Source organism: Bacillus sp. BR3(2024), from assembly GCF_039134555.1.
Taxonomy (GTDB): domain Bacteria; phylum Bacillota; class Bacilli; order Bacillales; family Bacillaceae_G; genus Bacillus_A; species Bacillus_A cereus.
The window spans coordinates 5,026,694-5,048,763 of the sequence record NZ_CP152433.1; the positions used below are offsets into that span (position 1 = coordinate 5,026,694).

Sequence of the window (22,070 nt, forward strand, 5' to 3'; positions counted from 1 at the left end):
TTTTAGCAACCTATAACCAATTCTCTAGTTACTAACTTTTTGATATCCAGTCTTATTTTCAGACTGCCACCTCCAAGAATCTGCACACATTTCTTCTAATCCGCGTGTTGCCTCCCAGCCTAATTCACGCTTTGCTTTCGATGCATCAGCAAAACATACTGCCACATCACCTGGGCGACGTTCTGTAATTTTATAAGGAACTTTTTTGCCCGAAACTTTTTCAAACGCTTCAACCATCTCTAGTACACTATAGCCCATGCCTGTGCCCAGGTTATAAGCATCTACTCCTGTTGTACTCAGTACTTTCTCAAGCGCCTTTACGTGACCATTTGCTAAGTCCACAACATGAATGTAATCACGGACTCCCGTTCCATCTTTCGTTGGATAGTCATTTCCGAATACACTTAATTCTTTTAACTTACCTATTGCTACTTGCGTTACATATGGCATTAAGTTATTTGGAATTCCGTTTGGATCTTCTCCGATACGCCCACTTTCGTGTGCACCAAATGGATTGAAATAGCGAAGTAACGCGATACTCCATTCTATATCTGCAAATGCTACATCACGCATAATTTGCTCAATCATTAATTTCGTTTGACCATATGGATTTGTTGCACTTAATGGAAACTCCTCCGTAATCGGTGACGTTTCCGGAATACCATATACAGTTGCAGATGAACTAAAGATTATCTTCTTTACATTATGTTTCTGCATTACTTCACATAGCACTAACGTGCTTGTAATGTTGTTATGATAATATGTTAATGGAATCGCTACTGACTCCCCTACAGCTTTAAATCCTGCAAAGTGAATAACTGCTTCAATTGCATTTTCTTCAAAAATTGCGTCAAGCGCTTCGCGATTTAAAACATCTTCTTTATAAAACTTAAATTGTTTTCCTGTTATTTCTTTCACTCGATTTATAGATTCTACCGAGCTATTCGAAAGATTATCCACTACTATAACTTCATAACCGCTATTTAGTAACTCTACACATGTATGACTACCAATATATCCTGCTCCACCTGTTACAAGTATTGCCATAATTAAACCTCCATTGCTATAACTTATTAAAAAAAGCGGAAATTATTTAATTTACAATCTCCTCTTTAAACTATTTTTTATTTAGACACAAAATAATTTGTTACACATTATGCCTAAATATCATATCCTTTCTCACTAGGGAAGCTAAAATCTTCTTGTATGTATGGTAAAATCGCTTTTTTTGATACATCAGGCCAAGTATTCCAATGATTAACATATGCATAACCATTTTACTTTGCAAATTGTTTTAATAACTTGATCGCTTTTTGGTTGTTCTTCGCACCAGAAACTGTATTTGATGGATGAATTATATTCGTATTACCTGTTGCATTCATAGAAAGTGCTCGAACGAATTTATTATCTCAATATAATGTATCGTTCACGATTAAAGTGACAAACAACATAAAAACAACTAAGGCAAGTACTACTTTCTTATTCATTGATTCGACTCATCTATTTATCTCACAATATAAGCCTACAAAAAAACAACTCCTTCCAAAGGAATTGTTTTTTTGTGACTTATTTAAGTCACGATGTGTTCGTAATTTATTTGTTGAATTACTATAAACATCTCTACATAATGAGCTAAATAAGATAAGTTTGCATAACTTGACATTGACGCATTTGATGAGCAAAGTCACCATGTGGTTCTTCTCTATGCATGCATAAGCTAAAGCTTAATCATCAGTCAAGTGACTATTCCTTTAAAAAAACACTTTTCTTCTAAAGAAAACTCTAAGACATTATTAATATCTACTAAAGCTACAATATCTCTAAATCCCTCCGTATTCACTTCAATACAATAACTGCTAGGGATATTTAAGGGTTTTTCTACAGTTGCTATCGACATACCTACGACACCAACAAATAAGATAATACCAAGTATCCAAAACAAAACTTTTTTCTTATACCAGCTAGCGCAAAATTCAAAGAAAAAAACAGTAATTACATTCTACATGAAACTGTATAAGCAAAAGCATATGCAATTCTCTCTCCTATACTCCAAATCCAAAATAACACTGACGTATAGAGTATGAGGATTCCAAATTAAAATATTTCTTTTTATTGCATAGAAATAAGAACCCTATTTTACCAAACTAAACTAATATAGAAAAATTTCCCAATACTTATTCTACTATCATTAACCGTTATACATATTCTTAATTTTAGGACATGCTATATTTTAAATTATTAATCGTCTCTCTTCCAATGGAATCATAAATAACATTATCCTTTTTAATAATATCTAATTCATAACAATTCCTTCCATCTATAATTATTGGACTTTTCATTAAATCCCCATACTTAGATATTTCAAAATCTTTTATTTCTTCCCATTCAGTAAAAATAAAACATATATCTGCTCCTAATAATGCATCTTCAATAGTTGCACAATATGTTATTTCATTAGGGTACAGTTCCTTAAACCTATCAAAGGCAACCGGATCCCAAACCCTCACATTCGCTCCAGCGTCTAGCATAATGGGTATATTAACTAAAGATGGAGCCTCTCTTAAATCGTCTGTCCCTGGTTTAAAGGTTAAACCTAAAACAGCAATTGTTACATCATTTAAACTTTCAAAGTATTTACGTGATTTTTTGATTAATTTTATTTTTTGATTCTCATTAACATCTATAGCTGCTTTAATCGTTTTTAATTCATAGTCATGGAAATTAGCTAACCAATGTAACGCTTTAGTATCTTTTGGGAAACAGGAACCACCATAACCTATACCTGAATTCAAAAATTTATTCCCTATTCTACTATCATATCCCATACCTTTAGCTACATCATCAATATCAGCACCGACAATTTCACATAAGTTAGCAATTTCATTAATATATGAAATCTTAAGCGCCAGGAAATCATTAGATGCATACTTAATCATTTCTGCACTTCGTCTTTTCGTTACCAATATTGGTGCACCAAAATCTTTATATACTTCTTTTAAAATATCCGCTACACTTTCTTCTTCTGCCCCGATAATAATTCTTGAAGAATGTAATGTATCCCTAACTGCCGAACCTTGTGATAAAAACTCTGGATTTGATGCAACATGTATAACCACATCATTCATAAGATTATTTTTGATAATGTATTCTAACCGTTCATTAGTACCAATAGGAACCGTTGATTTCACCACTACAATACAATCTTTTTCAACACTTTCTGCAATTTGAACTGCTACCGAATAAAGATACTGTAAATCAGCTGAACCATCTGCTTTCTCAGGGGTTCCCACACCTATAAAAATGACATCAGCATCTCTATAAGCCTTTTTATAATTTGTAGTAAATTTAATTTTATCCATATTTTTAACCATTAACTCTTCAAGTCCTGGCTCATAAATCGGAGATTTTCCAGATTTTAAAATTTGTATTTTGTCTTCATTCATATCTACACAAGAAACGAAATGCCCATGTTCTGCAAGACACACACCAGTGACTAGTCCAACATATCCAGTTCCAGCTACAGCTATTTTCATCATTATCTTCCTTATCTATCAATAATTTTTGCATTAATCTACTAAAATAGAAAATTCCCCTTAAAATTTCTTTTAAGATCCTAAAAAATAAGCTTTACTACCATATTTTAACTGATTATAATTAATATAAATATTATTAAATTAACACTATAGAGTATATTTTATCCATCGTAAAAATTCTTAATTATTTCTCCGCTTTTCTTTTTGGTATTACCCCCTTTAACATCAATGCTTGACTCATTAAATATGTAGATTCTCTTGTTTTTGCAAAAAACAATGGGGCCACAATTGTAGTAATGATTTGGGCAATTAAAGTTGCTACAGCAGAACCTACTACACCAAAGTAATTTATAAAGATGTAATTAAGTACAAAATTCACAAACATACCTATTAAAAAATAATATTTTGTATACTTGTTAACGCCTTCACTTACTATCCAAATATTTCGTGCAGTTCCTAACAAAGAAAAAACACTTGCCCATATTAAAATCGCAAGTGGAATAGCTGCTTCAATATATTGTTGTCCGTATAATGTTTGTATTATTAAATTAGAGCATACTGTAATAAATAAAGATACTAGTAACCCTAACCAGAAAATAAATGCATACAATTGCTTTAATTTCTCTTGGTATTCTACTATGGATATTTGTTTCATTTTTAATATAATTGGTCTAGCAGAGTTAATCACAGCTAATGGAACAAAATACCACAAAGTCGCTATATTTGATGCAACAGAATATACCCCAACACTTTCTTGTCCAATCAAATTTCCCAACATAATTCTATCCATCTGAGTAAAAATAGTTACTAAAAGACCTGATAAAATAAAATGATAGCCATTCAAAAACAGCTCTTTTGAATAATATTTGGAAAAAGATAAGTTAATGGGATTTTTTTTAAAATAGACTACTAATAAAATCACACCTAGAATCATAGCTTCAATTGAACTTGATAAAGCAAAAAGTTGTAATGAAGCATTTGAAATTAATAAATACACTTTCCAAATGCTAACAATAACCCTCGTGACTGACTTTGCTATTACCACATACATGGACATTAATCTCGATTGAAACCAATAATCAATTGTATCAAGTGAATTAAATATTAAAGCTAATGATTGTAATGTTATAACAGCAATAACTAGTTTTTCATCATAATGAGTTATTGAAACTATTAAATAAATTGCTAATATAGATATTATTGAGGTAACAAATCTAATTATTATAGCGGAAAAGAGAATTATATTATTTTTCCTTGGATAATCAACAAAATACTTAATGATTACATTTTCTAACCCTAAGCTACATATTACAGAAAAAAACGCGATAAATGAGGCGCCATAATTTAATATTCCATAATTTGAAGGCCCTAAATATCTAGCTGTCCAGATTCCTACAACTAAACCTAAAATTAATTGAAAAATTTTTTCCGATATTAACCAAATTGTATTACTGGTGAATTTATTACCTTTAAACTTTTTTATATTATTCATTTTAAGTTAGCCTTTTATTTTTATTATTTATAAATATTTTATAAATAGCTTTAAAGTTGTATTTTAATACTCCTTTTAGAGTATTAAAAGAATAACGTTTAAGGGTAATCATATTTTTTAATTCTTCCTTAGCCAAATCATTTAGCCCATTTAATAAATATAAAGTTAATAATTTTTTAGAGAATGCATATTCTACATTTAACATTTTATTTACATCGTTCAACTTATAGTAATATTTTCTACTAAATACCCGTGCATTACATTCTCCTTTAATATTATTTAAACCTATACCACTAATTTTCCCGTCATTATATTCATAATATTTAACTAATGGTTGATCAACTCTAAAAACATTATATCCTGCAGCTAAAATTTTCAATAATAATATTGTATCTTGCTTAGAAGGTGTATTCTCAAAATACCCCACATCTTCTAATACGTGTTTCGGACAAAGCCATAATGAAGTTCCAGCGATACATCCCAACATGTTTTCATATAAGGGATTTCCTTGCAAATCATTATTGTAGTACTGTTTATGCGCGCCTTTTGCATTTACTGCTTCACAATAACAATATATTAGTCCTACATTTTCATTTTTATGTCGATTATATAATTCAACTTGTTCTGAAATTTTGTTAGGTAATATCTCATCGTCATCATCTAAAAAAGAAATCAGAATTCCCGTTGCCTCCCTGATTCCTGTATTTCTAGCGCCTGCTCCACCCTTATTTTCTTCATGTTCTATATATCTAACCCCGTACTTTTCAATATATGGACTGACTAAAGATTTGGTCTTGGCTCTAAATTCCGAACCATCTCCATTATCATCCACAACTATTATTTCTATATTTTTATAATCTTGGTTAATACAACTCTCCACAGCTCTTACAATTTTATCAGCCCTTTTGTAAGTTGGAATTACTATACTTACCTTAGCATTATTCAATCCTTTCACCTCAATGTATTAGAATTTTATTATTTTATACTTAACTAATTTATTCTTTATAATTGGCTTTATATATATAATTAAACCTTTTGGGAGCGAAATAAATTTTAAGAAACCAAAATTACAATTCATATAGGCTGATATACTTTTTATTTCTAAACACCCTGCAATATAATATGAAACTGCTTTATATTTACTTTTTAAATCTCTTGCGTTTTCAATTCTTTGCTCTAAAAAATACATATATCCTTTAGGATTTTTCTTATGAATTGACTGTATATTTTTCGAATATCCATCATCTAAATATTCACAGAAATACAAGACTTTATTTAATAATTTCATCTCATATTTCTGGCTTATCTGATCATAGACAACAGCTTCCGTAATAAATTTTTCTCCTTCAAAAACAGGAAACAAATGCTTTTTTAAAATATCTGTTTTAAATACCAACATTGCGTCACCTTTAAATTTATGCTTCTCATAAAGATTAAAGATAGACGATTTTTCAATATTCTTCGGCATCTCTGTACCTACTACTTCACTAAAGTTGTTTCCTTTTAAAGCAATTATACCAGCTAATTTCCTATCACTTTCAATTTTATCCCAAGTATCATAAATCAACTGTACTGCATTATCTGACAAGTAATCGTCTGAATCTACACAAACAAATATTTTTGTTGTACACATTAATACACCAGTATTATGGGCCACTTGTTTACCACTATTTTTTTGTTTAAAATAAATTATTTTGATTTTCTTTTCCTTAATAAAAGAATTAATTATTTGTTCAGTATTATCGGTAGAACCATCATCTACAATAAGCCAAACAAAATTTTTATTAGATTGCCGACATAAACTCTCATAGCATCGCTGTATAAGATATCCTCTATTATATGTCGGTGTAAAAATTGTTAGGTTCTCCATCTTTCATCCCTTCTAACGCCATATTCATGTAATATATATAAAATCTCAATTAGACAACTTATTATTACTTAAGCTATCCTTCTTCCCTTTTATAACTACCATAATACAAATCAAAAGCCAAAATACAGGATCATAAATAAAAGTTTTTGACACTAACAACTTGAATGAATTACTTAAAACAACTATAAATATTATTAATTGTTTTTTATTTTTTACAACCATAAAACAAGTAGCTATTTCATATACTAAAAAGATAACTATTAAACCACCCAGAAGAATACCATAGGTTGAAAATATATCTAAAAATATATTATGTGGGAAGACTCCATAGGTCGATTGAAATTTACCTATTCCAATACCAAAGACATTCTCCTCTATCGTATGTATACCATATTCATAAATGAAATCACGATTATCAAAGACGCCTGAAATTTTATCTACTGATAAAACACTTTTTAAACTATTAATGAAATAACTATTTGCAGTAAAACTAATATTTTCAAGAATCTTTATTAATCCATTTAATAAACTAACAAAATTTAATGCTAAAATCAAAAGTATTATTAACATTGAAACCCTTTTTAACCAACTATTTGTCAATTGATAAAAACAGATTATTAGAAGAGCTGTTATTATAATAAAAGCCCCCTTAGGCCCATTAATAAAAGCTATCCCTAGCAAGGGAATTAAAAATATTAATTTAAAAAACTTTTTATTTATAATTGCGTCACCTAAAATAAAGCTTAAACCAAATACACAATAATATCCCCATGTCATGTAATCATGTATAATGCTGACTTTTCCCATAAATAATGCAGACATATATATCAATGTTATGGCATAGGAATGCCATAATATATACTTATATAAGTATTCATGACTGATAGGAAACAAGAAGACAATTAATAATATCAATCCATATAAAACAAAATGATTGAAATAATATGATAACATGGCATTATTATTCAAATAAAATGTAATAGTAAATGAAAGTATCATAAAATACATATAAAACACAAGTTTATAGTTTCTAAAAATCTTCAATTGAAATTTATTTATCATGAACAATAATGGAATGAACAAATACTCTATTGCCATGTTAAAAGAGATACCAAATAACCAATTCAAACCTATTTGATAAATATTTAAAAAGACAATCAATGATATTATAAAACTATTTATTTTTAAAACTGCAGTATTATCGACTCTTATAGACATATATTTCACCAAAGATTTTCCTTATTAATTATTTTTCTCTGATATTCTAATTACAAGTAATTCCTCTAAAAATAACAATTAACTTCTACTCTGCTTCTGCTAAAATATGCATTATTTTTTTATAAGAACTTTCTACTGATGTTTGATCTTTTTTTATACTATTGATCAACCTATTATTGTTACTATTAAATAAATTATGCATTATTTTGTTTGAAATCTCTTTTATATTATCGACATCATTAATCAAATCATTTGCTTCTAAACCATTAATAATCGCTTTTGCTCCAACATTCTGTGAAATGAGCAAATTACAACCGCATATTAAGGCTTCCATTGTTGCAAGGCCAAACGTTTCGAATTCACTATTTTGAATATATAAATTTGACTTTCTATAATAAGATTCCATATCTTTTTTTGCTACCTTTTCAATATACTGCACAAAAGGATATGACTTAATTTTATTAGTATCTTTTCCAACAGCCCCTATAACTATTAGCTTTAAATTAGAATTCTCATGTGTATTCAAATAATCAATAGCTTCACAAACTACTTTAATTTTTTTTAAAGGGACACCTCCACCTACACATAATAATGTTTTAGGTTCCCTTTTTACATTCTCATAATCCGATGCTTCGATCATCCCCCAATCAACTCCATTATTTACAAAAGTTAACTTGTCAATCCACTGAGGATAACTAACCTTTATGGATTCCATAAAATTTTCTGATACACAAATAGTAATCGGCGCCACTTTTAATGTTTGTTTCTCCACATTAATCAATTTAGAGTTAGAATTTTGATTTATTTTACCCTCTAACAACGCGCTCCCATGCATTAAATATGCTGATTTTTTCCCCAGTAATTTTGCAATTTTGAATCCAATAATATTAATTTTTGACAAACCTGAAAAAAGGACTGCATCAGACTTCCTTATCTTTGAATACAATTCTATTATCCTTTTATACAATTTAGTTTCCATTGAATATAATGTATTATTAGGCATATATTTTTTTAACGCTTTGTTAACACTAGCTGGCCCATTGTCACTATCAAAATCACCTACAAAAAATAACTTCAATTTGCTTCACTCCAAATACTTGCTTAAATTATATCGAGTACTTCATAAAAATGGATATATTCTACTTAATAAGAATATATCCACTTTTATACCCTTGCCTACCTAACATTATCTAGCACTCTTCTATCTATGGATACTGAGATAATTTTTATGACCTTTATACATGCTGTTAATTGCCTTAATGAAATTTGTTTCATGTCGATATAACTTATACTTACGAATAGCAAACTGCCATATTAGAAAGTGATAAAATTTATTACTTAATGCAGTAAACATTGCACCTTTATCCCAAAACAACTTATCATTAAAACCATTAAACCAAGTTGATTCATCATTATTATCAATAGATAATATAGATACAGGTTCAAAATGAATTTTCAACCCTTTTTTTAGACATTCAAAAAGAAAGATGTTCTCTTCTCCACACTGATAATAAGAAGAACCAGTTCCAAATAACTCATCAAAATAGATTTCATTCTCTATTATGGATTTTCTTCTAAAAGTAATTTGTACTGAAGATACTTTCATCACATCTATATATCCAAGCCTTTTCGCTTCTTTGTAAAATTTTTTCTTATGTCTTCCATCTGTATCGTAACAAAAAATTATTACATCTGCTTCTGCATTTTCTTCATATGCTGTTTTTATTTTATTTGTATAATCATCGTGATAAAATAAATCATCATCACAAATCACACAAATATCGCCACTTGAATTATTAATTGCCATATTTCTGCTTTTACTCAATCCTTTATCATGCACATTAATAAATTTAAGTTTTTCCTCATCCAAATTCCGTGGAATCTGGATGTTATTATCTGTCAACTGATTTATAACCACTGCTCTATCCTTTATATTCATACGATGAATCAAATTGTAATTTGTTTGATTCATCGTGGATACTAACATTTCTATATTCATAATTACTCCTTTTTTTATTAGGTACCATTCCCATTTTATATATTAAATTCTTAACAATTTATCCCTAACATAATTGTTAAAAAGTACATACCAAATAAGCATGTACCTACTATCATAAACATTGATATATTTTTTCTTTTATATCCCCACTGGATATGCTTTTCTCCAAAGAAAATATTCAATTATTTCTCCATTAAGGTTTTGAACTCACATTTATTTCCTCAAATATTTTAATGATGTATTACAAATATACATCCCTAAACATTGCATTGATTTTAACAAACTAAGGTTTTGGTTTTTTCTATATATATTCCAAGTCCATATAATGGTTTTGAATTTATTTGAACTTAGCGAATTATTTGATTTTCTATATGAAGCTAAATTTTCATTTACTCCATAAGCTACAACTCCACTTTTCATGATACTCAACCACGTTGCATAGTCCTCATGCCTTAAATCTGGCATTTCGATATCTTCAACCTGCTCTTTGTCAATCATAACTGTCAAACACCCTATTGGGTTACCACCTCTTAATAACCTATGATAGTCAACAACACTAGGTGCCTCGATTATTTTATTAAACGTTGTCCCATCTTCATTCATCCATTCATAACTTGAAAAGGAGAAAACATAATTGTTTTTCTGCATAAAACTTAACTGAATTGATAATTTATTAGGATGCCACAAATCGTCACTATCTAAAAAAGCAATATATTTCCCAGTAGCGGCCTTTATGGCTGTATTTCTAGCAAAAGTAACTCCCTTATTTTCATCTAGAGCTATTAACCTAATCCTTTTCTCGGACTCCATATATTGTTCAATAATTAATCGACTACTATCTTTGGAGCAATCATCAACAATTATTAATTCCCAATTAGCATAATCCTGATTTATCACAGATTCAATGGTATTTCTCAAATACTTTTCAGCATTATAGACTGGAGTAATAATTGAAACCAATTCTCTCATACACATTACACCTCTAAAATATATCTTTTTAACTATTAACATTCTAATATAAAAATGTCATTTAAGTTTTCTATAAGGTCCCCTCTACTCTTCTTACCTAGCGCCCTCTCCAGTAAAGATAACCTTAATAGTTTTAAATATTATTTTTACGTCCATAAACAGGTTTAAATTTTTTATGTAGTAAATATCAAACTCCAATTTTTCCTTTGGTGAAATATCATATCCACCATTTACTTGTGCCCACCCAGTAATCCCTGGTCTTACAACTATACGATTTTTAAATCCAGGGATTTCTTTATTAAATTGTTCAGTAAATATTGGTCTTTCTGGACGAGGTCCTACCAAACTCATATCACCTTTTAGCATATTAATTAGTTGCGGTATCTCATCAATTCTAGTTCTTCTAATAAAAGCACCTATCTTTGTAACACGAGCATCATTTTTTTTCGCCCATTGTGCTCCATTTTTCTCAGCATCAATATACATTGACCTTAATTTTATTATATTAAACACTCTTCCGTTTAACCCCACACGCTCTTGAAGGAAAAAAGCCGGGCCATTTGACTCAAGTTTTATAGCTAAAACAAAAAGTAATAATATTGGAGAAAGAATTACAAGACCCAGTAATGCTATAAGAAAATCAGCAGTATTTTTTAACATAAAATAAATGTAATGATTAGGAAGGTTAATATTAGTCTCAATTGTTTCATCTAGGGGGTATTTTTTTATTTCTCTCATAGCCATATAATGCTCACCTCTTATTCTCTATCTAAAATTATCCAATCTGTTTTGAAATAAATTGCTAATATACTCTATAAGTTCTTCTCTTAATTGAGCATTCTGCAACCCAAACTCTAAGTTTGTAGTAATAAAGCCCAATTTCTCCCCAACATCATAACGGATTCCTTCAAAGTCATACGCGAATACTCGTTGAATCTCATTTAATTGTTGAATTGTATCCGTTAATTGAATCTCTCCACCGGCACCTGTTTGTTGGTTCTCTAGAAATGTAAAAATCTCCGGTGTTAATATGTAACGACCCATAATTGCTAAATTTGATGGTGCTGTTCCTTGAGCTGGTTTCTCTACAAATTGACGCACTTGATAACGACGACCATTTTGTTCGATTGGATCAATGATACCGTAACGATGTGTCTCATTTTCTGGTACTGTTTTTACACCAATAACAGATGATTGTGTTTCCTCGTATTGGTCCATTAATTGACGTAAACATGGTGTTTCGCCTTGGACAATATCATCACCAAGTAACACCGCAAATGGCTCATTTCCAATAAATTTACGCGCACACCATACTGCATGCCCTAAACCTTTTGGTTCCTTTTGTCTTATGTAATGAATATTAATTTTTGAAGATGCTTGTACTTTTTCAAGCATTTCATACTTCCCTTTTTCTAAAAGGTTTTGTTCTAGTTCGAAAGAATGATCGAAATGATCTTCAATGGCACGTTTTCCTTTTCCAGTTACAATAATGATATCTTCAATACCTGATTCTATCGCTTCTTCTACTATGTATTGAATCGTCGGTTTATCGACGATAGGTAACATTTCTTTCGGCATTGCTTTCGTCACTGGTAAAAATCTTGTCCCAAGACCAGCAGCTGGGATAATCGCTTTTCTTACTTTTTTCAATTATAGGCCCCCTTTTAAATCTATTTATTCTCATGTAACAATAACAAAAACCCTACCTATAGAGTTACACTTATAACTCCATAGGTAGAGTTTCTATTAGAAATAAATTATGGGCATCCAACCCATCCTCACGTCATACTCCCGACGACAAGCGTCTAAGGTAGGTTCGAAAATAAATTTTCTACCCACAGCACGACCGAGTGCCTCCATTGATAACGGTTAGGAGACATCACCAGTTCCTTATTTAAAAAATACCGAACAATCTTTTACGACGAATTTGTTCTGGATCTTCTTTGTAAATTGCCTTCCCGCTAATTAATAAGTACGGATTTTCTTTCAAATCACTCATAACATTCATCCCGAATTCTTTCTCAATTAATTCATAGCTTTCCGCTAAATGAAATCCTCTTGAAGTTGTGTTATGTGCATCTGAAGCGACCATGTGTGTTAAATTATGTTCCACAAGCTGTAGTGAGAATTTTTTAATTTTTTTGCCAAACTTCCCAAGTAAACTACCTGCTGTTACTTGCGTTAGTGCCCCTTTATTTACAAGGTTATATAACTTATCCGGCCGCTCGATTAACTCGGCATTACGTTCTGGATGAACGATAATTGGAATCATTCCTTTTACACGTAGTTCATATAATAGTTGTTCTGCATAACGAGGTACGTGATTCGATGGGAATTCAATGAATATATATTTATTTGTTTCATTTAAAGTAACAATTTTACTAGCTTCATAGTCTTCTAATAAATCGCCATATAACCTGACCTCTTGTCCCGGTAAGATAGTAAGTGGAATATTATGTTGTTGTAGTTTATCATTTAATTGTTTTACGCGATGAATAATTGAGGTACGTTCATTTATATATTTGCCATTTTGATGATGCGGCGTTGCGACAATTGTATGTATTCCTTCTGAAACGGCTTGTTGTGCCATTGCTAAACTATCTGTTACTGTTTGTGCACCGTCATCGATGCCATGTAAAATGTGACAATGTAAATCAATCATTTATTTTATCCTCCCTCTCTCATATAAAAATCTTTTTTCCCTTGAATATGAGAAATCTCATATTCAAGGGAAAAAAGGAGATATGTTTCAACCATATCTCACTCTTTTAATTAGTTTGCACCGTAATAATAATATAAGCCCTCTTCACGTTCACGATCGTTCAGAACAACACCTAACAATTTACCTTTAGCCGATTCTAACAATCCTTTTGCTTTTACTGCTGTTTCTTTCTCTGTCGATTCACTACGGACGACAAGAATAGAAGCATCACATATATTTGCCATAATTTGCGCGTCGGTTACAGCTAAAATAGGCGGCATATCAAAAATAACTAAGTCGTACATGCTGTATGCTTGTCCAAGAAGTTCTTTCATTGATTTTGAACCTAACAATTCTGCTGGATTTGGTGGGATTGGACCACATGCTAAAAAGCTTAGGTTATCTATAGATGTCGTTTGTACACATTTCTCTAAACGTTCACTATGTGTTAATACGTTCGTTAGTCCAAAAATGTTATCTACTTGGAACATTTGATGCATTGCTGGTTTACGCATATCCGCATCAATTAATAATACTTTTTTCCCTTGTTGAGCAAACACAACTGCCATGTTTGCTGTCGTTGTCGTTTTCCCTTCACTTGGGTTCGCAGATGTTACCATTAGTGAATGTAAATTCGTATCAACAGCTGCAAATTCAATATTTGTTCGAATATTACGATATTGCTCTGAAATCGGTGATTTCGGTTGTTGATGAGCAATTAATTGACGACGTTGACGATGATTCTGTTTCTTTTTAAATAAATTAAGAGCCAATTGTTTGTCCCCTCACTTTTCTTGATGATGGAGCGTGTGATTTCACGTTCAATGTTTCTTCATCCATACGAGCAACAATCCCTAATACCGGTAAGCCAAGTAAGTTTTCTACATCTTCTTCTTTTTTCACTGTGTTATCTAAGTAATCTAGTAAGAATGCAAGAGCAATTGAAGCCATTAAACCAACGACAAAAGCGATTGCTACATTTAACATTGGACGTGGTTTAATTGGAGATAGATTTTCTGCAACTTCTGCTTTTGATAACACTGTTACATTATCAACACTCATAATTTTAGCAACTTCACCTTTAAACACTTCTGCAGTTGTATTAGCAATATCACGAGCTAGTTTTGGGTCTTTATCTTGCGCAGTTACCGCCACTACTTGTGAGTCTTTCTCATTAGCTACTTCAATTTTATTGTTTAGCTCTTGTACTGTTATATTTAAACCTAGCTTTTCTTTCACTTGATCCAAAATAACAGGGCTTTTAATAATAACCTTGTATGTATTTGTTAATTGAATATTTGTTTGTACCTCATTGTATTGAATTGCTGCTCCTTCTTGCTTCTTCTGATTCACAAGAATTTGCGTCGAAGATTGATAGATTGGTGTCATAAAGAAAAAGCTAATGATAGCACTTACTATAGCTGCACCAAATGCGATTACGAGGATCATTGCTAAACGTTTTTTTAAGATATGAAATAACTCTTTTAGATTAATTGTTTCTTCCATAAGTTCCTCCAACTTTCTAAAATTTACACATAGGAAAAATTATAACATATAAATCTTACATTTTTTATTTTTAATAATTCAGTTCTATATTTGTTCACAGGAAACAAGTATAATCTTACAAAATAATCTTAAATATGACAACACATTCCAATGATTTTCCAAATTATTTATCATATCACGTTTTTTATGCTATGTAACTTGAGAAATAAATTTCAAAATGAGAAAAAAAGCCAACAAGTATTTCTGAAGTGCACCCCAATTGTTAGACACAGTCTAACAATTGGGGTGCATTTTTTATGGCTAAATTTTCTTCAAAAGAAAAAATCCAAGCGGTGAAACGATATTTAGATGGTACAGAAAGTGGAAAAATAATTGCTAAATCTATAGGAGTTAACCCTAGCGTACTTCGTGAGTGGATTAGACGATATGAGTCTTCAGGTGAAAAGGCCTTTGAAAAGTGCTATACATTCTACCCAGCCCAGTATAAACTAGATGTACTTTATTATATGAATGAACACGGGACATCTATCAGAGAAACAGCGGCACTTTTCAATATACCGTCTTATGAAACACTTCGGAAATGGAAAATAGCTTATGAAACAGGAGGATTGGATGCCCTACAATTAAAGAAAAAGGGGCGTCCAACCATGAAAGATAAAAAAATAAAACCAGTAGATGAAGGATCAATCGAAGCCTTACAAGCGGAAAATGAGCGTTTACGTATGGAAAATGCATATTTAAAAAAGTTGAATGCCTTAGTTCAAAACAAAGAAAAATCACCAAACAAGACAAAGCGCAAGTAATCTACGAGTTAAGGCATGAATTTCCTATCAAGGAGTTACTTCAACTCGCAAACATTCCACGTAGTACGTACTATTACTGGATGAAACGTTTTAATCGTCCTGATCCAAATGCGGAGGTAAAAGAACTGATTCAAGCTATTTATAATGAACACGATGGGTGTTATGGTTATCGTCGTATTCGTGATGAACTTATGAATCGTGGACACAAAGTAAATCATAAAAAAGTATATCGCCTTATGAAAGAATTAGAGTTAAAATGACTGGTTCGTATGAAAAAATATCGCTCTTACAAAGGGACAGTTGGGAAAATTGCGCCAAATATTTCAAATCGCAACTTCCAAGCTGAAAAACCAAATGAAAAGTGGGTTACAGATATTACGGAGTTTAAGTTATTTGGGGAGAAGTTATACCTATCACCAATGTTGGATTTATTTAATGGTGAAATTATCACGTATACAATTGGTTCCAGACCGACCTATTCCCTTGTTTCAACGATGTTGGACCAAGCCCTTTATTGTGTAACCGATCCGGATAAACTCCTCATTCACTCTGATCAAGGTTGGCACTATCAAATGAAACAATACCGTCCTTCTCTTAAGAATTGTGGCATAACTCAAAGTATGTCTCGCAAAGGAAACTGTTATGACAATGCCGTTATTGAAAATTTCTTCGATATCATGAAATCGGAATTTCTGTATCGAAAAGAATTTGAAAGTATAACACATTTCAAACAAGAATTAGCAAAGTATATAGAATACTATAATCATAAAAGAATTAAGGCAAAATTAAAGGGTATGAGCCCAGTACAATACCGGGCTCATACCCTAGAGGCTGCCTAATGAAACGACCTGTCTAACTTTCGGGGGTCACTTCATTCTTATTGGCTTTTTTCTATTTTAGTAATAACCATACTGCTCTTTTTCTTCTCTTTTATCATTCAAAACAACACCTAGTAGTTTTCCTGATGCTTTATCTAATATTTGTTTCGCTTTTACGATTTTATCTTTTTCTGTCTTTTCACTTCGTACAACGAGTACGATTCCATCACATTTATTCGCAAGTATTTGTGCATCTGTAACCGCAAGGACAGGTGGTGTGTCGATTAATATAATATCAAACATGTTATATGCTTCTAGTAACGCCTCGTCCATTGCCCGGCTCCCTAATAGTTCTGCTGGGTTTGGCGGGATTGGACCTGCGGCCATTAAGTATACGTTCTCTATATCTGTTTTTTGAATGCATTGCATAAGTTTTGCTTGTCCTGATAATAAGTTCGTTAACCCATTTGAACTATGAATGGCAAATAAGTTTTGTATCGTCGGCTTACGCAAGTCAGCTCCAATTAATAAAACTTTCTTTCCTTGTTGTCCGAAAACAACTGCCAAGTTTGAGATTGTTGTTGTTTTCCCATCACCCGGATCGGCTGAAGTAACAATAATAGAACGAACATGATTATCTACAGATGTAAACTCAATGTTTGTACGAATGTTACGGTATTGTTCTGTAATACGCGATTTAGGCTCTTTATGTGTAATTAATTGTCGTAATGGTTTTCTTTTCTTTCTCCCGAACATATTCATAATCTCCTTTTGTGAAATGCGACATTTCCCTTTTCTCTCTCTTATGCTCGATTTCATACGTCTAATTAATATTCTTGCTGATTTCCCCACATTTCATCATAATCAATAACATTCTACTTTGTCTTATTTAAGTACCTTAACAATATGACAATGCCCTTATTTCTTTATTACCTTTATCACTTATCCTGTTTTCTAGATAAACAATAAAGTAAGTATATGGTAATCACCATCTATTTACAAGCAATTTTCTGATTAGTTTGTATATTATCGTTTCATCGTTATATAGCAGAAATTAAAAAAATCCCCTTGTCTTTTCACAAGGAGATTTTTTAGTACTATCTATTCTTTTTTATCACCAATCGCAAATGTAATTTCTGCCTCACATGCAACTTCACCATCTACTGTTGCGATTGCTTTTCCTTTTCCAATTGGGCCGCGTACGCGTGTCATTTCTACTTCTAGACGTAGTTGATCACCTGGGCGTACTTGTTTTTTGAAACGGCAATTGTCGATACCTGCAAAGAAAGCAAGTCTTCCGCGGTTTTCTTCTTTCTTTAATACTGCAACTGCTCCGACTTGTGCTAATGCTTCTACAATAAGTACACCAGGCATAACTGCATAGTCAGGGAAGTGTCCGTTAAAGAATTCTTCGTTTGCGGATACATTTTTAATCCCAACCGCTCTTTTACCTTCATCTACTTCTAATATTTTATCAACAAGTAAAAATGGATAGCGGTGAGGAATGATTTCTTTAATTTGTTCTATATTTAGCATATAACAATCGCCCCCTTTTGTAATATTGGTCTTACCACTTGGACATATTGCTATTATCCCATTTTGTTTATTGTTTGTCATTACAAAGTAACATTTTATATTTAGCACAACTTCCTAAAAAAAAATGCACACACTCTATTCCATTAAAATAGTTGCACATTTTTGCAACTGACACGGAGGTGGAAAGGAGTGTATGCCCAAATTAGGGAAAGGCAATATGTATTGAAACATTATTTGCCTTAATGTCGTATTCGACTCATTATATTATAAACGTTTTCAATTAAGGAAATATTAAATTTAACCATATATATGAATATTTTACCTGTTTCCTTCATATTTCTCTATTTTCCTTCCATTTTCGCAAAAAAACAAAATAAAAAAATATAAAAACAAAAAAAGAACTAAGGCATTAGCCTTAGTTCTTTCAAATTATCTCAAAGCACGCTTTGGTAATCTGTCGATATTCTCTAACATAATACCTGTACCAACCGCAACGCAGTGCATTGGGTTTTCAGCAATTAATACTGGTACTTTTAGTTCTTCTGCTAGAAGCATGTCGATACCGTGTAGTAAAGCTCCACCGCCTGTTAGAATAACACCGCGGTCGATGATATCTGCAGATAGTTCTGGCGGTGTGCGCTCTAATACACCTTTTGCAGCTTGTACAATAACAGCTGCATTTTCTTTTAATGCTTCTGTAATTTCTTCAGAGCATACTGTAATTGTACGTGGTAAGCCTGTTACCATGTCACGTCCGCGAATTTCAAGCTCTTCGCTACGTGCACCTGGGAATACTGTACCAACTTTAATTTTAATATCTTCTGAAGTACGTTCTCCGATTAATAGCTTATACTTACGTTTAATATAGTTTAAGATCTCCATATCAAACTTATCGCCAGCCATTTTGATAGAGGAAGAGGTAACAATATCACCCATAGATAGTACAGCGATATCTGTTGTACCTCCACCAATATCAACAACCATGTTACCGCTTGGTTGGAAGATTTCCATACCAGCACCAACTGCGGCTACTTTTGGTTCTTCTTCTAAAAATACTGTTTTACCACCTGAACGTTCAGCAGCTTCACGAATTGCTTTTTGTTCTACTGATGTAATATTTGTTGGACAACAAATTAAAATACGAGGTTTTGAAAAGAAGCTCTTTACGTCCAATTTGTTAATGAAATACTTTAACATTGCTTCTGTAATTTCGAAGTCTGCGATTACACCATCTTTAAGTGGACGAATTGCTACAATATTACCAGGCGTACGTCCCACCATGCTTCTCGCTTCTTCACCTACTGCTAATACTTTACCACTATTACGATCGATTGCCACAACAGATGGCTCATTTAATACAATACCCTTACCTTTAACATGAATTAATACGTTAGCCGTACCTAGGTCAATTCCGATATCTCGCGCAAACATTCCCGTTTTTTCCTCCTCGATATTCAAAATCAGGTTACACCCGAATTCTTTTCACCTAATTTCTGATTTTATCATAAATTTAACAGAAACGTAATATTCGCAAAAAGAATTCTTCTGAAAAATATTACCGAATGTGAACGGAATGTTTGCTACTGTAACATTATTGACGTACAGGCTTCTCTACATCTTCTTTTCTATACTTTTGCTTTGTTGCTTCTCCACCTCTTAAATGACGAATAGACTTATGATAATCAAGAATTTCTTTCACTTCATTTGCGAGCTCTGGATTAATTTCTGGTAGACGCTCTGTTAAATCTTTATGGACTGTACTCTTTGATACCCCAAATTCCTTTGCAATGACACGCACTGTCTTTCTTGTCTCCACGATATACTTACCAATCTTGATAGTTCTCTCTTTGATGTAATCGTGCACACCACTCGCCTCCCTAATTTGGATGTGAGAAGGGTGAAATGAGCCTCGCTGCATACGACTAAGAAGTAAGTGTGAGTGCTGTTTGTAAGCGTTAAACATTCTTGGATTTATAATGAAATGATTCACGATTTCTCACCTCAAACACTCTCTTTGCTTTGGTTTATACCATTGTATTGCCCGCACTACTGATATATGCTACATGTTCACTATTTTTGCGGACTAAGTTAAGAAAAATTACGTTTTTTTGTGAGAAATACGTTAACAGTGACTATTTTGACGAAAAAAAATGACACCTTATGTATAAGGCGTCATTCTTCTCTTTCAAACTCTTCTTCTAATAATTGATGGTGGGGAACCTCTTTCTTACCGGCAATATAATAATATAAGGTGAATAAAACAAACAATAAAATAATAGCAGTCGACAGAACAAATAAAAATGACACAGTATCCCCTCCCTTTTGTAATATATATTCGAGAATCTCGTCATTTTTCCTTGTTTTTGCAACTTTTTTCTCGAAATTGAGTATTTTTATATAAAGTGAAACTTTAATCAGTGGGTGCCATTTCCCACTGATTATTAGCTTTCACCAATCGGGCTTTTACGGGCAGTTGATGCCCGACCTAACTTCTTAGCTTTTACTGAATTTTGAAGTAGGAGTCTTACTGCCCGTTAATGCGGGATAAAAATAAAAAAATCAGCTCCCCTAGTGGGAACTGATTTTTTCACTTTCTTATTCTTGTGAAGAAGAATCGTTAGATGATTCTGTAGAACCATTTGTTGATTTTTCTTCTTTCTTCGGTTCTTCTTTTTTGTCACTAGTTGAACCGCTTGTTGATTTCTCTTCTTTTTGAGACTTGTCTTCTGTTTTACTTTCTGGTTTCGTGCTCGTTGACTTCTCTTCTTTTTGAGATTTGTCATCAGCTTTTTTACCAGAAGCATTCGTAGCCTTTGCAGCACCTGCATCAGCTTTAATTTCTGTTACTGATTTATTTAAGTAACGTTCAGGGTTCACAGCCACATTGTCTTTACGTACTTCAAAGTGAACGTGAGAGCCTGCCTCTTTATTCATTGCACTTAGACCGGATGTTCCTAATACTTCACCTTGTGCAACTCTTGCACCTTTTTCTACTTTCACACTGCCTAAGCTTTGATAAGATACCGCTACACCATTTCCACTATCAACTGTTACAACATAACCAAGAAGTGAATCTTTTTCAGCTTTCGTTACTGTACCACTTAAAGCAGCAGCAACATTGAATTCTTTTCCATTCTTCGCAGCAATGTCAATTCCTTTGTTCGGGGAATATGTGTTGTTATAAAAGACAAGTGCTTTTTCTTGTTCCGCCTCAGTTGCTGCATCTTCATAGAATTTCTTCTGTACGACTACTTCCGCATTCGCGGCAGCTGGCATTTTCACTACTTCTGAAGATTTCGTTACTGGTACTGCTGGATCTTCCGATTGTGTATACGGTGTTGCTTGATCGTGGTTTGGAGTCTTCTTCGGATTAGCTCCTTGGAACCATAGCGCAACCATTAAGATTACCGCTGCACAAGCAATGTATAGTGCCGGAAACACCCATCTTTTTTGAAATAAATGTACTACCTTTTGCGACTTTTTATTATTTCTTCCTCGCATTCCATCATCACCTCAGCAATCATTTTGAACAATATTCACGTATCCTATACAACGTATAACTAATTACTTTTCGACAAAATCTGTAAAAATATGTATAAGAACTGTAAAATTTCCGAGGAAATGA

Annotated in this window: 20 protein-coding genes and 2 pseudogenes; 1 reads left to right on the forward strand and 21 read right to left on the reverse strand. The window is 32.2% G+C overall.

The features are described 5' to 3' along the window. Positions 1 to 24: 24 nt before the first annotated feature. The 15 genes and pseudogenes from galE to V7S45_RS26035 all read right to left on the reverse strand — a co-directional run bounded on the left by galE (position 25) and on the right by V7S45_RS26035 (position 15,288). Entirely contained in the window at positions 25 to 1,047 is a 1,023-nt protein-coding gene (galE, locus tag V7S45_RS25965; RefSeq protein ID WP_342761582.1) for a UDP-glucose 4-epimerase GalE, read from the reverse strand. 600 nt (positions 1,048 to 1,647) lie between these two features. Further along, positions 1,648 to 1,909 (reverse strand): annotated as a pseudogene (locus tag V7S45_RS25970) (LCP family protein); the annotation flags it as partial. A 304-nt stretch (positions 1,910 to 2,213) separates the two neighbouring features. Beyond that, on the reverse strand, positions 2,214 to 3,536 hold the full coding sequence (locus V7S45_RS25975) for a UDP-glucose/GDP-mannose dehydrogenase family protein (RefSeq protein ID WP_081097508.1): 1,323 nt from the start codon (positions 3,534 to 3,536) through the stop codon (positions 2,214 to 2,216). Between the two features lie 181 nt (positions 3,537 to 3,717). Then, on the reverse strand, positions 3,718 to 5,025 hold the full coding sequence (locus tag V7S45_RS25980; protein WP_060851516.1) for a flippase: 1,308 nt from the start codon (positions 5,023 to 5,025) through the stop codon (positions 3,718 to 3,720). Position 5,026: 1 nt separating this feature from the next. After that, positions 5,027 to 5,971, reverse strand: a complete 945-nt coding sequence (locus tag V7S45_RS25985) for a glycosyltransferase family 2 protein (protein ID WP_060851515.1) — start codon at positions 5,969 to 5,971, stop codon at positions 5,027 to 5,029. 18 nt (positions 5,972 to 5,989) lie between these two features. Further along, positions 5,990 to 6,895 carry a glycosyltransferase family A protein gene (locus tag V7S45_RS25990; RefSeq protein ID WP_060851514.1) on the reverse strand — a complete coding sequence of 302 codons (906 nt, stop codon included), beginning with the start codon at positions 6,893 to 6,895 and terminating at the stop codon, positions 5,990 to 5,992. A gap of 45 nt (positions 6,896 to 6,940) precedes the next feature. After that, positions 6,941 to 8,113, reverse strand: coding sequence for an O-antigen ligase family protein (locus V7S45_RS25995; protein ID WP_342761919.1), 1,173 nt, complete (start codon positions 8,111 to 8,113; stop codon positions 6,941 to 6,943). A gap of 85 nt (positions 8,114 to 8,198) precedes the next feature. Then, a complete protein-coding gene (locus V7S45_RS26000) occupies positions 8,199 to 9,191 on the reverse strand; it encodes a glycosyltransferase family 4 protein (RefSeq protein ID WP_342761583.1) in 993 nt (330 codons plus the stop codon). Positions 9,192 to 9,314: 123 nt separating this feature from the next. Continuing rightward, positions 9,315 to 10,112 carry a glycosyltransferase family A protein gene (locus V7S45_RS26005; RefSeq protein ID WP_342761584.1) on the reverse strand — a complete coding sequence of 266 codons (798 nt, stop codon included), beginning with the start codon at positions 10,110 to 10,112 and terminating at the stop codon, positions 9,315 to 9,317. A gap of 213 nt (positions 10,113 to 10,325) precedes the next feature. Then, positions 10,326 to 11,081: a glycosyltransferase family 2 protein gene (locus V7S45_RS26010; protein WP_060851510.1), complete on the reverse strand. Its 756-nt coding sequence runs from the start codon at positions 11,079 to 11,081 to the stop codon at positions 10,326 to 10,328. A 93-nt stretch (positions 11,082 to 11,174) separates the two neighbouring features. Beyond that, positions 11,175 to 11,825, reverse strand: a complete 651-nt coding sequence (locus tag V7S45_RS26015; RefSeq protein ID WP_342761585.1) for a sugar transferase — start codon at positions 11,823 to 11,825, stop codon at positions 11,175 to 11,177. 21 nt (positions 11,826 to 11,846) lie between these two features. After that, complete coding sequence (gene galU / locus V7S45_RS26020; RefSeq protein WP_060851508.1) at positions 11,847 to 12,731, reverse strand: UTP--glucose-1-phosphate uridylyltransferase GalU; 885 nt, start codon at positions 12,729 to 12,731, stop codon at positions 11,847 to 11,849. A gap of 244 nt (positions 12,732 to 12,975) precedes the next feature. Continuing rightward, on the reverse strand, positions 12,976 to 13,743 hold the full coding sequence (locus V7S45_RS26025; protein WP_342761586.1) for a CpsB/CapC family capsule biosynthesis tyrosine phosphatase: 768 nt from the start codon (positions 13,741 to 13,743) through the stop codon (positions 12,976 to 12,978). Between the two features lie 110 nt (positions 13,744 to 13,853). Then, positions 13,854 to 14,555 carry a CpsD/CapB family tyrosine-protein kinase gene (locus tag V7S45_RS26030; RefSeq protein ID WP_098615248.1) on the reverse strand — a complete coding sequence of 234 codons (702 nt, stop codon included), beginning with the start codon at positions 14,553 to 14,555 and terminating at the stop codon, positions 13,854 to 13,856. Further along, entirely contained in the window at positions 14,545 to 15,288 is a 744-nt protein-coding gene (locus V7S45_RS26035) for a Wzz/FepE/Etk N-terminal domain-containing protein (RefSeq protein ID WP_060851505.1), read from the reverse strand. The genes V7S45_RS26030 and V7S45_RS26035 overlap by 11 nt, the downstream gene beginning before the upstream one ends. A gap of 296 nt (positions 15,289 to 15,584) precedes the next feature. Here V7S45_RS26035 and V7S45_RS26040 point away from each other — a divergent pair. After that, positions 15,585 to 16,930: pseudogene (locus V7S45_RS26040) on the forward strand (IS3 family transposase). Positions 16,931 to 16,987: 57 nt separating this feature from the next. On the opposite strand, the gene V7S45_RS26045 reads toward V7S45_RS26040, so the two are convergent. The 6 genes from V7S45_RS26045 to V7S45_RS26070 form a co-directional block, all read right to left on the reverse strand. After that, positions 16,988 to 17,665, reverse strand: a complete 678-nt coding sequence (locus V7S45_RS26045; RefSeq protein ID WP_000467956.1) for a CpsD/CapB family tyrosine-protein kinase — start codon at positions 17,663 to 17,665, stop codon at positions 16,988 to 16,990. 345 nt (positions 17,666 to 18,010) lie between these two features. After that, positions 18,011 to 18,445, reverse strand: a complete 435-nt coding sequence (gene fabZ, locus V7S45_RS26050; RefSeq protein WP_000931959.1) for a 3-hydroxyacyl-ACP dehydratase FabZ — start codon at positions 18,443 to 18,445, stop codon at positions 18,011 to 18,013. 429 nt (positions 18,446 to 18,874) lie between these two features. Continuing rightward, entirely contained in the window at positions 18,875 to 19,876 is a 1,002-nt protein-coding gene (locus V7S45_RS26055) for a rod shape-determining protein (RefSeq protein ID WP_000457978.1), read from the reverse strand. A 160-nt stretch (positions 19,877 to 20,036) separates the two neighbouring features. After that, a complete protein-coding gene (gene spoIIID / locus V7S45_RS26060; protein ID WP_000544012.1) occupies positions 20,037 to 20,309 on the reverse strand; it encodes a sporulation transcriptional regulator SpoIIID in 273 nt (90 codons plus the stop codon). 308 nt (positions 20,310 to 20,617) lie between these two features. After that, a complete protein-coding gene (locus tag V7S45_RS26065) occupies positions 20,618 to 20,752 on the reverse strand; it encodes a hypothetical protein (protein WP_000008901.1) in 135 nt (44 codons plus the stop codon). Positions 20,753 to 21,040: 288 nt separating this feature from the next. Next, positions 21,041 to 21,946, reverse strand: coding sequence for a M23 family metallopeptidase (locus tag V7S45_RS26070; RefSeq protein ID WP_001214926.1), 906 nt, complete (start codon positions 21,944 to 21,946; stop codon positions 21,041 to 21,043). Positions 21,947 to 22,070 lie beyond the last annotated feature (124 nt).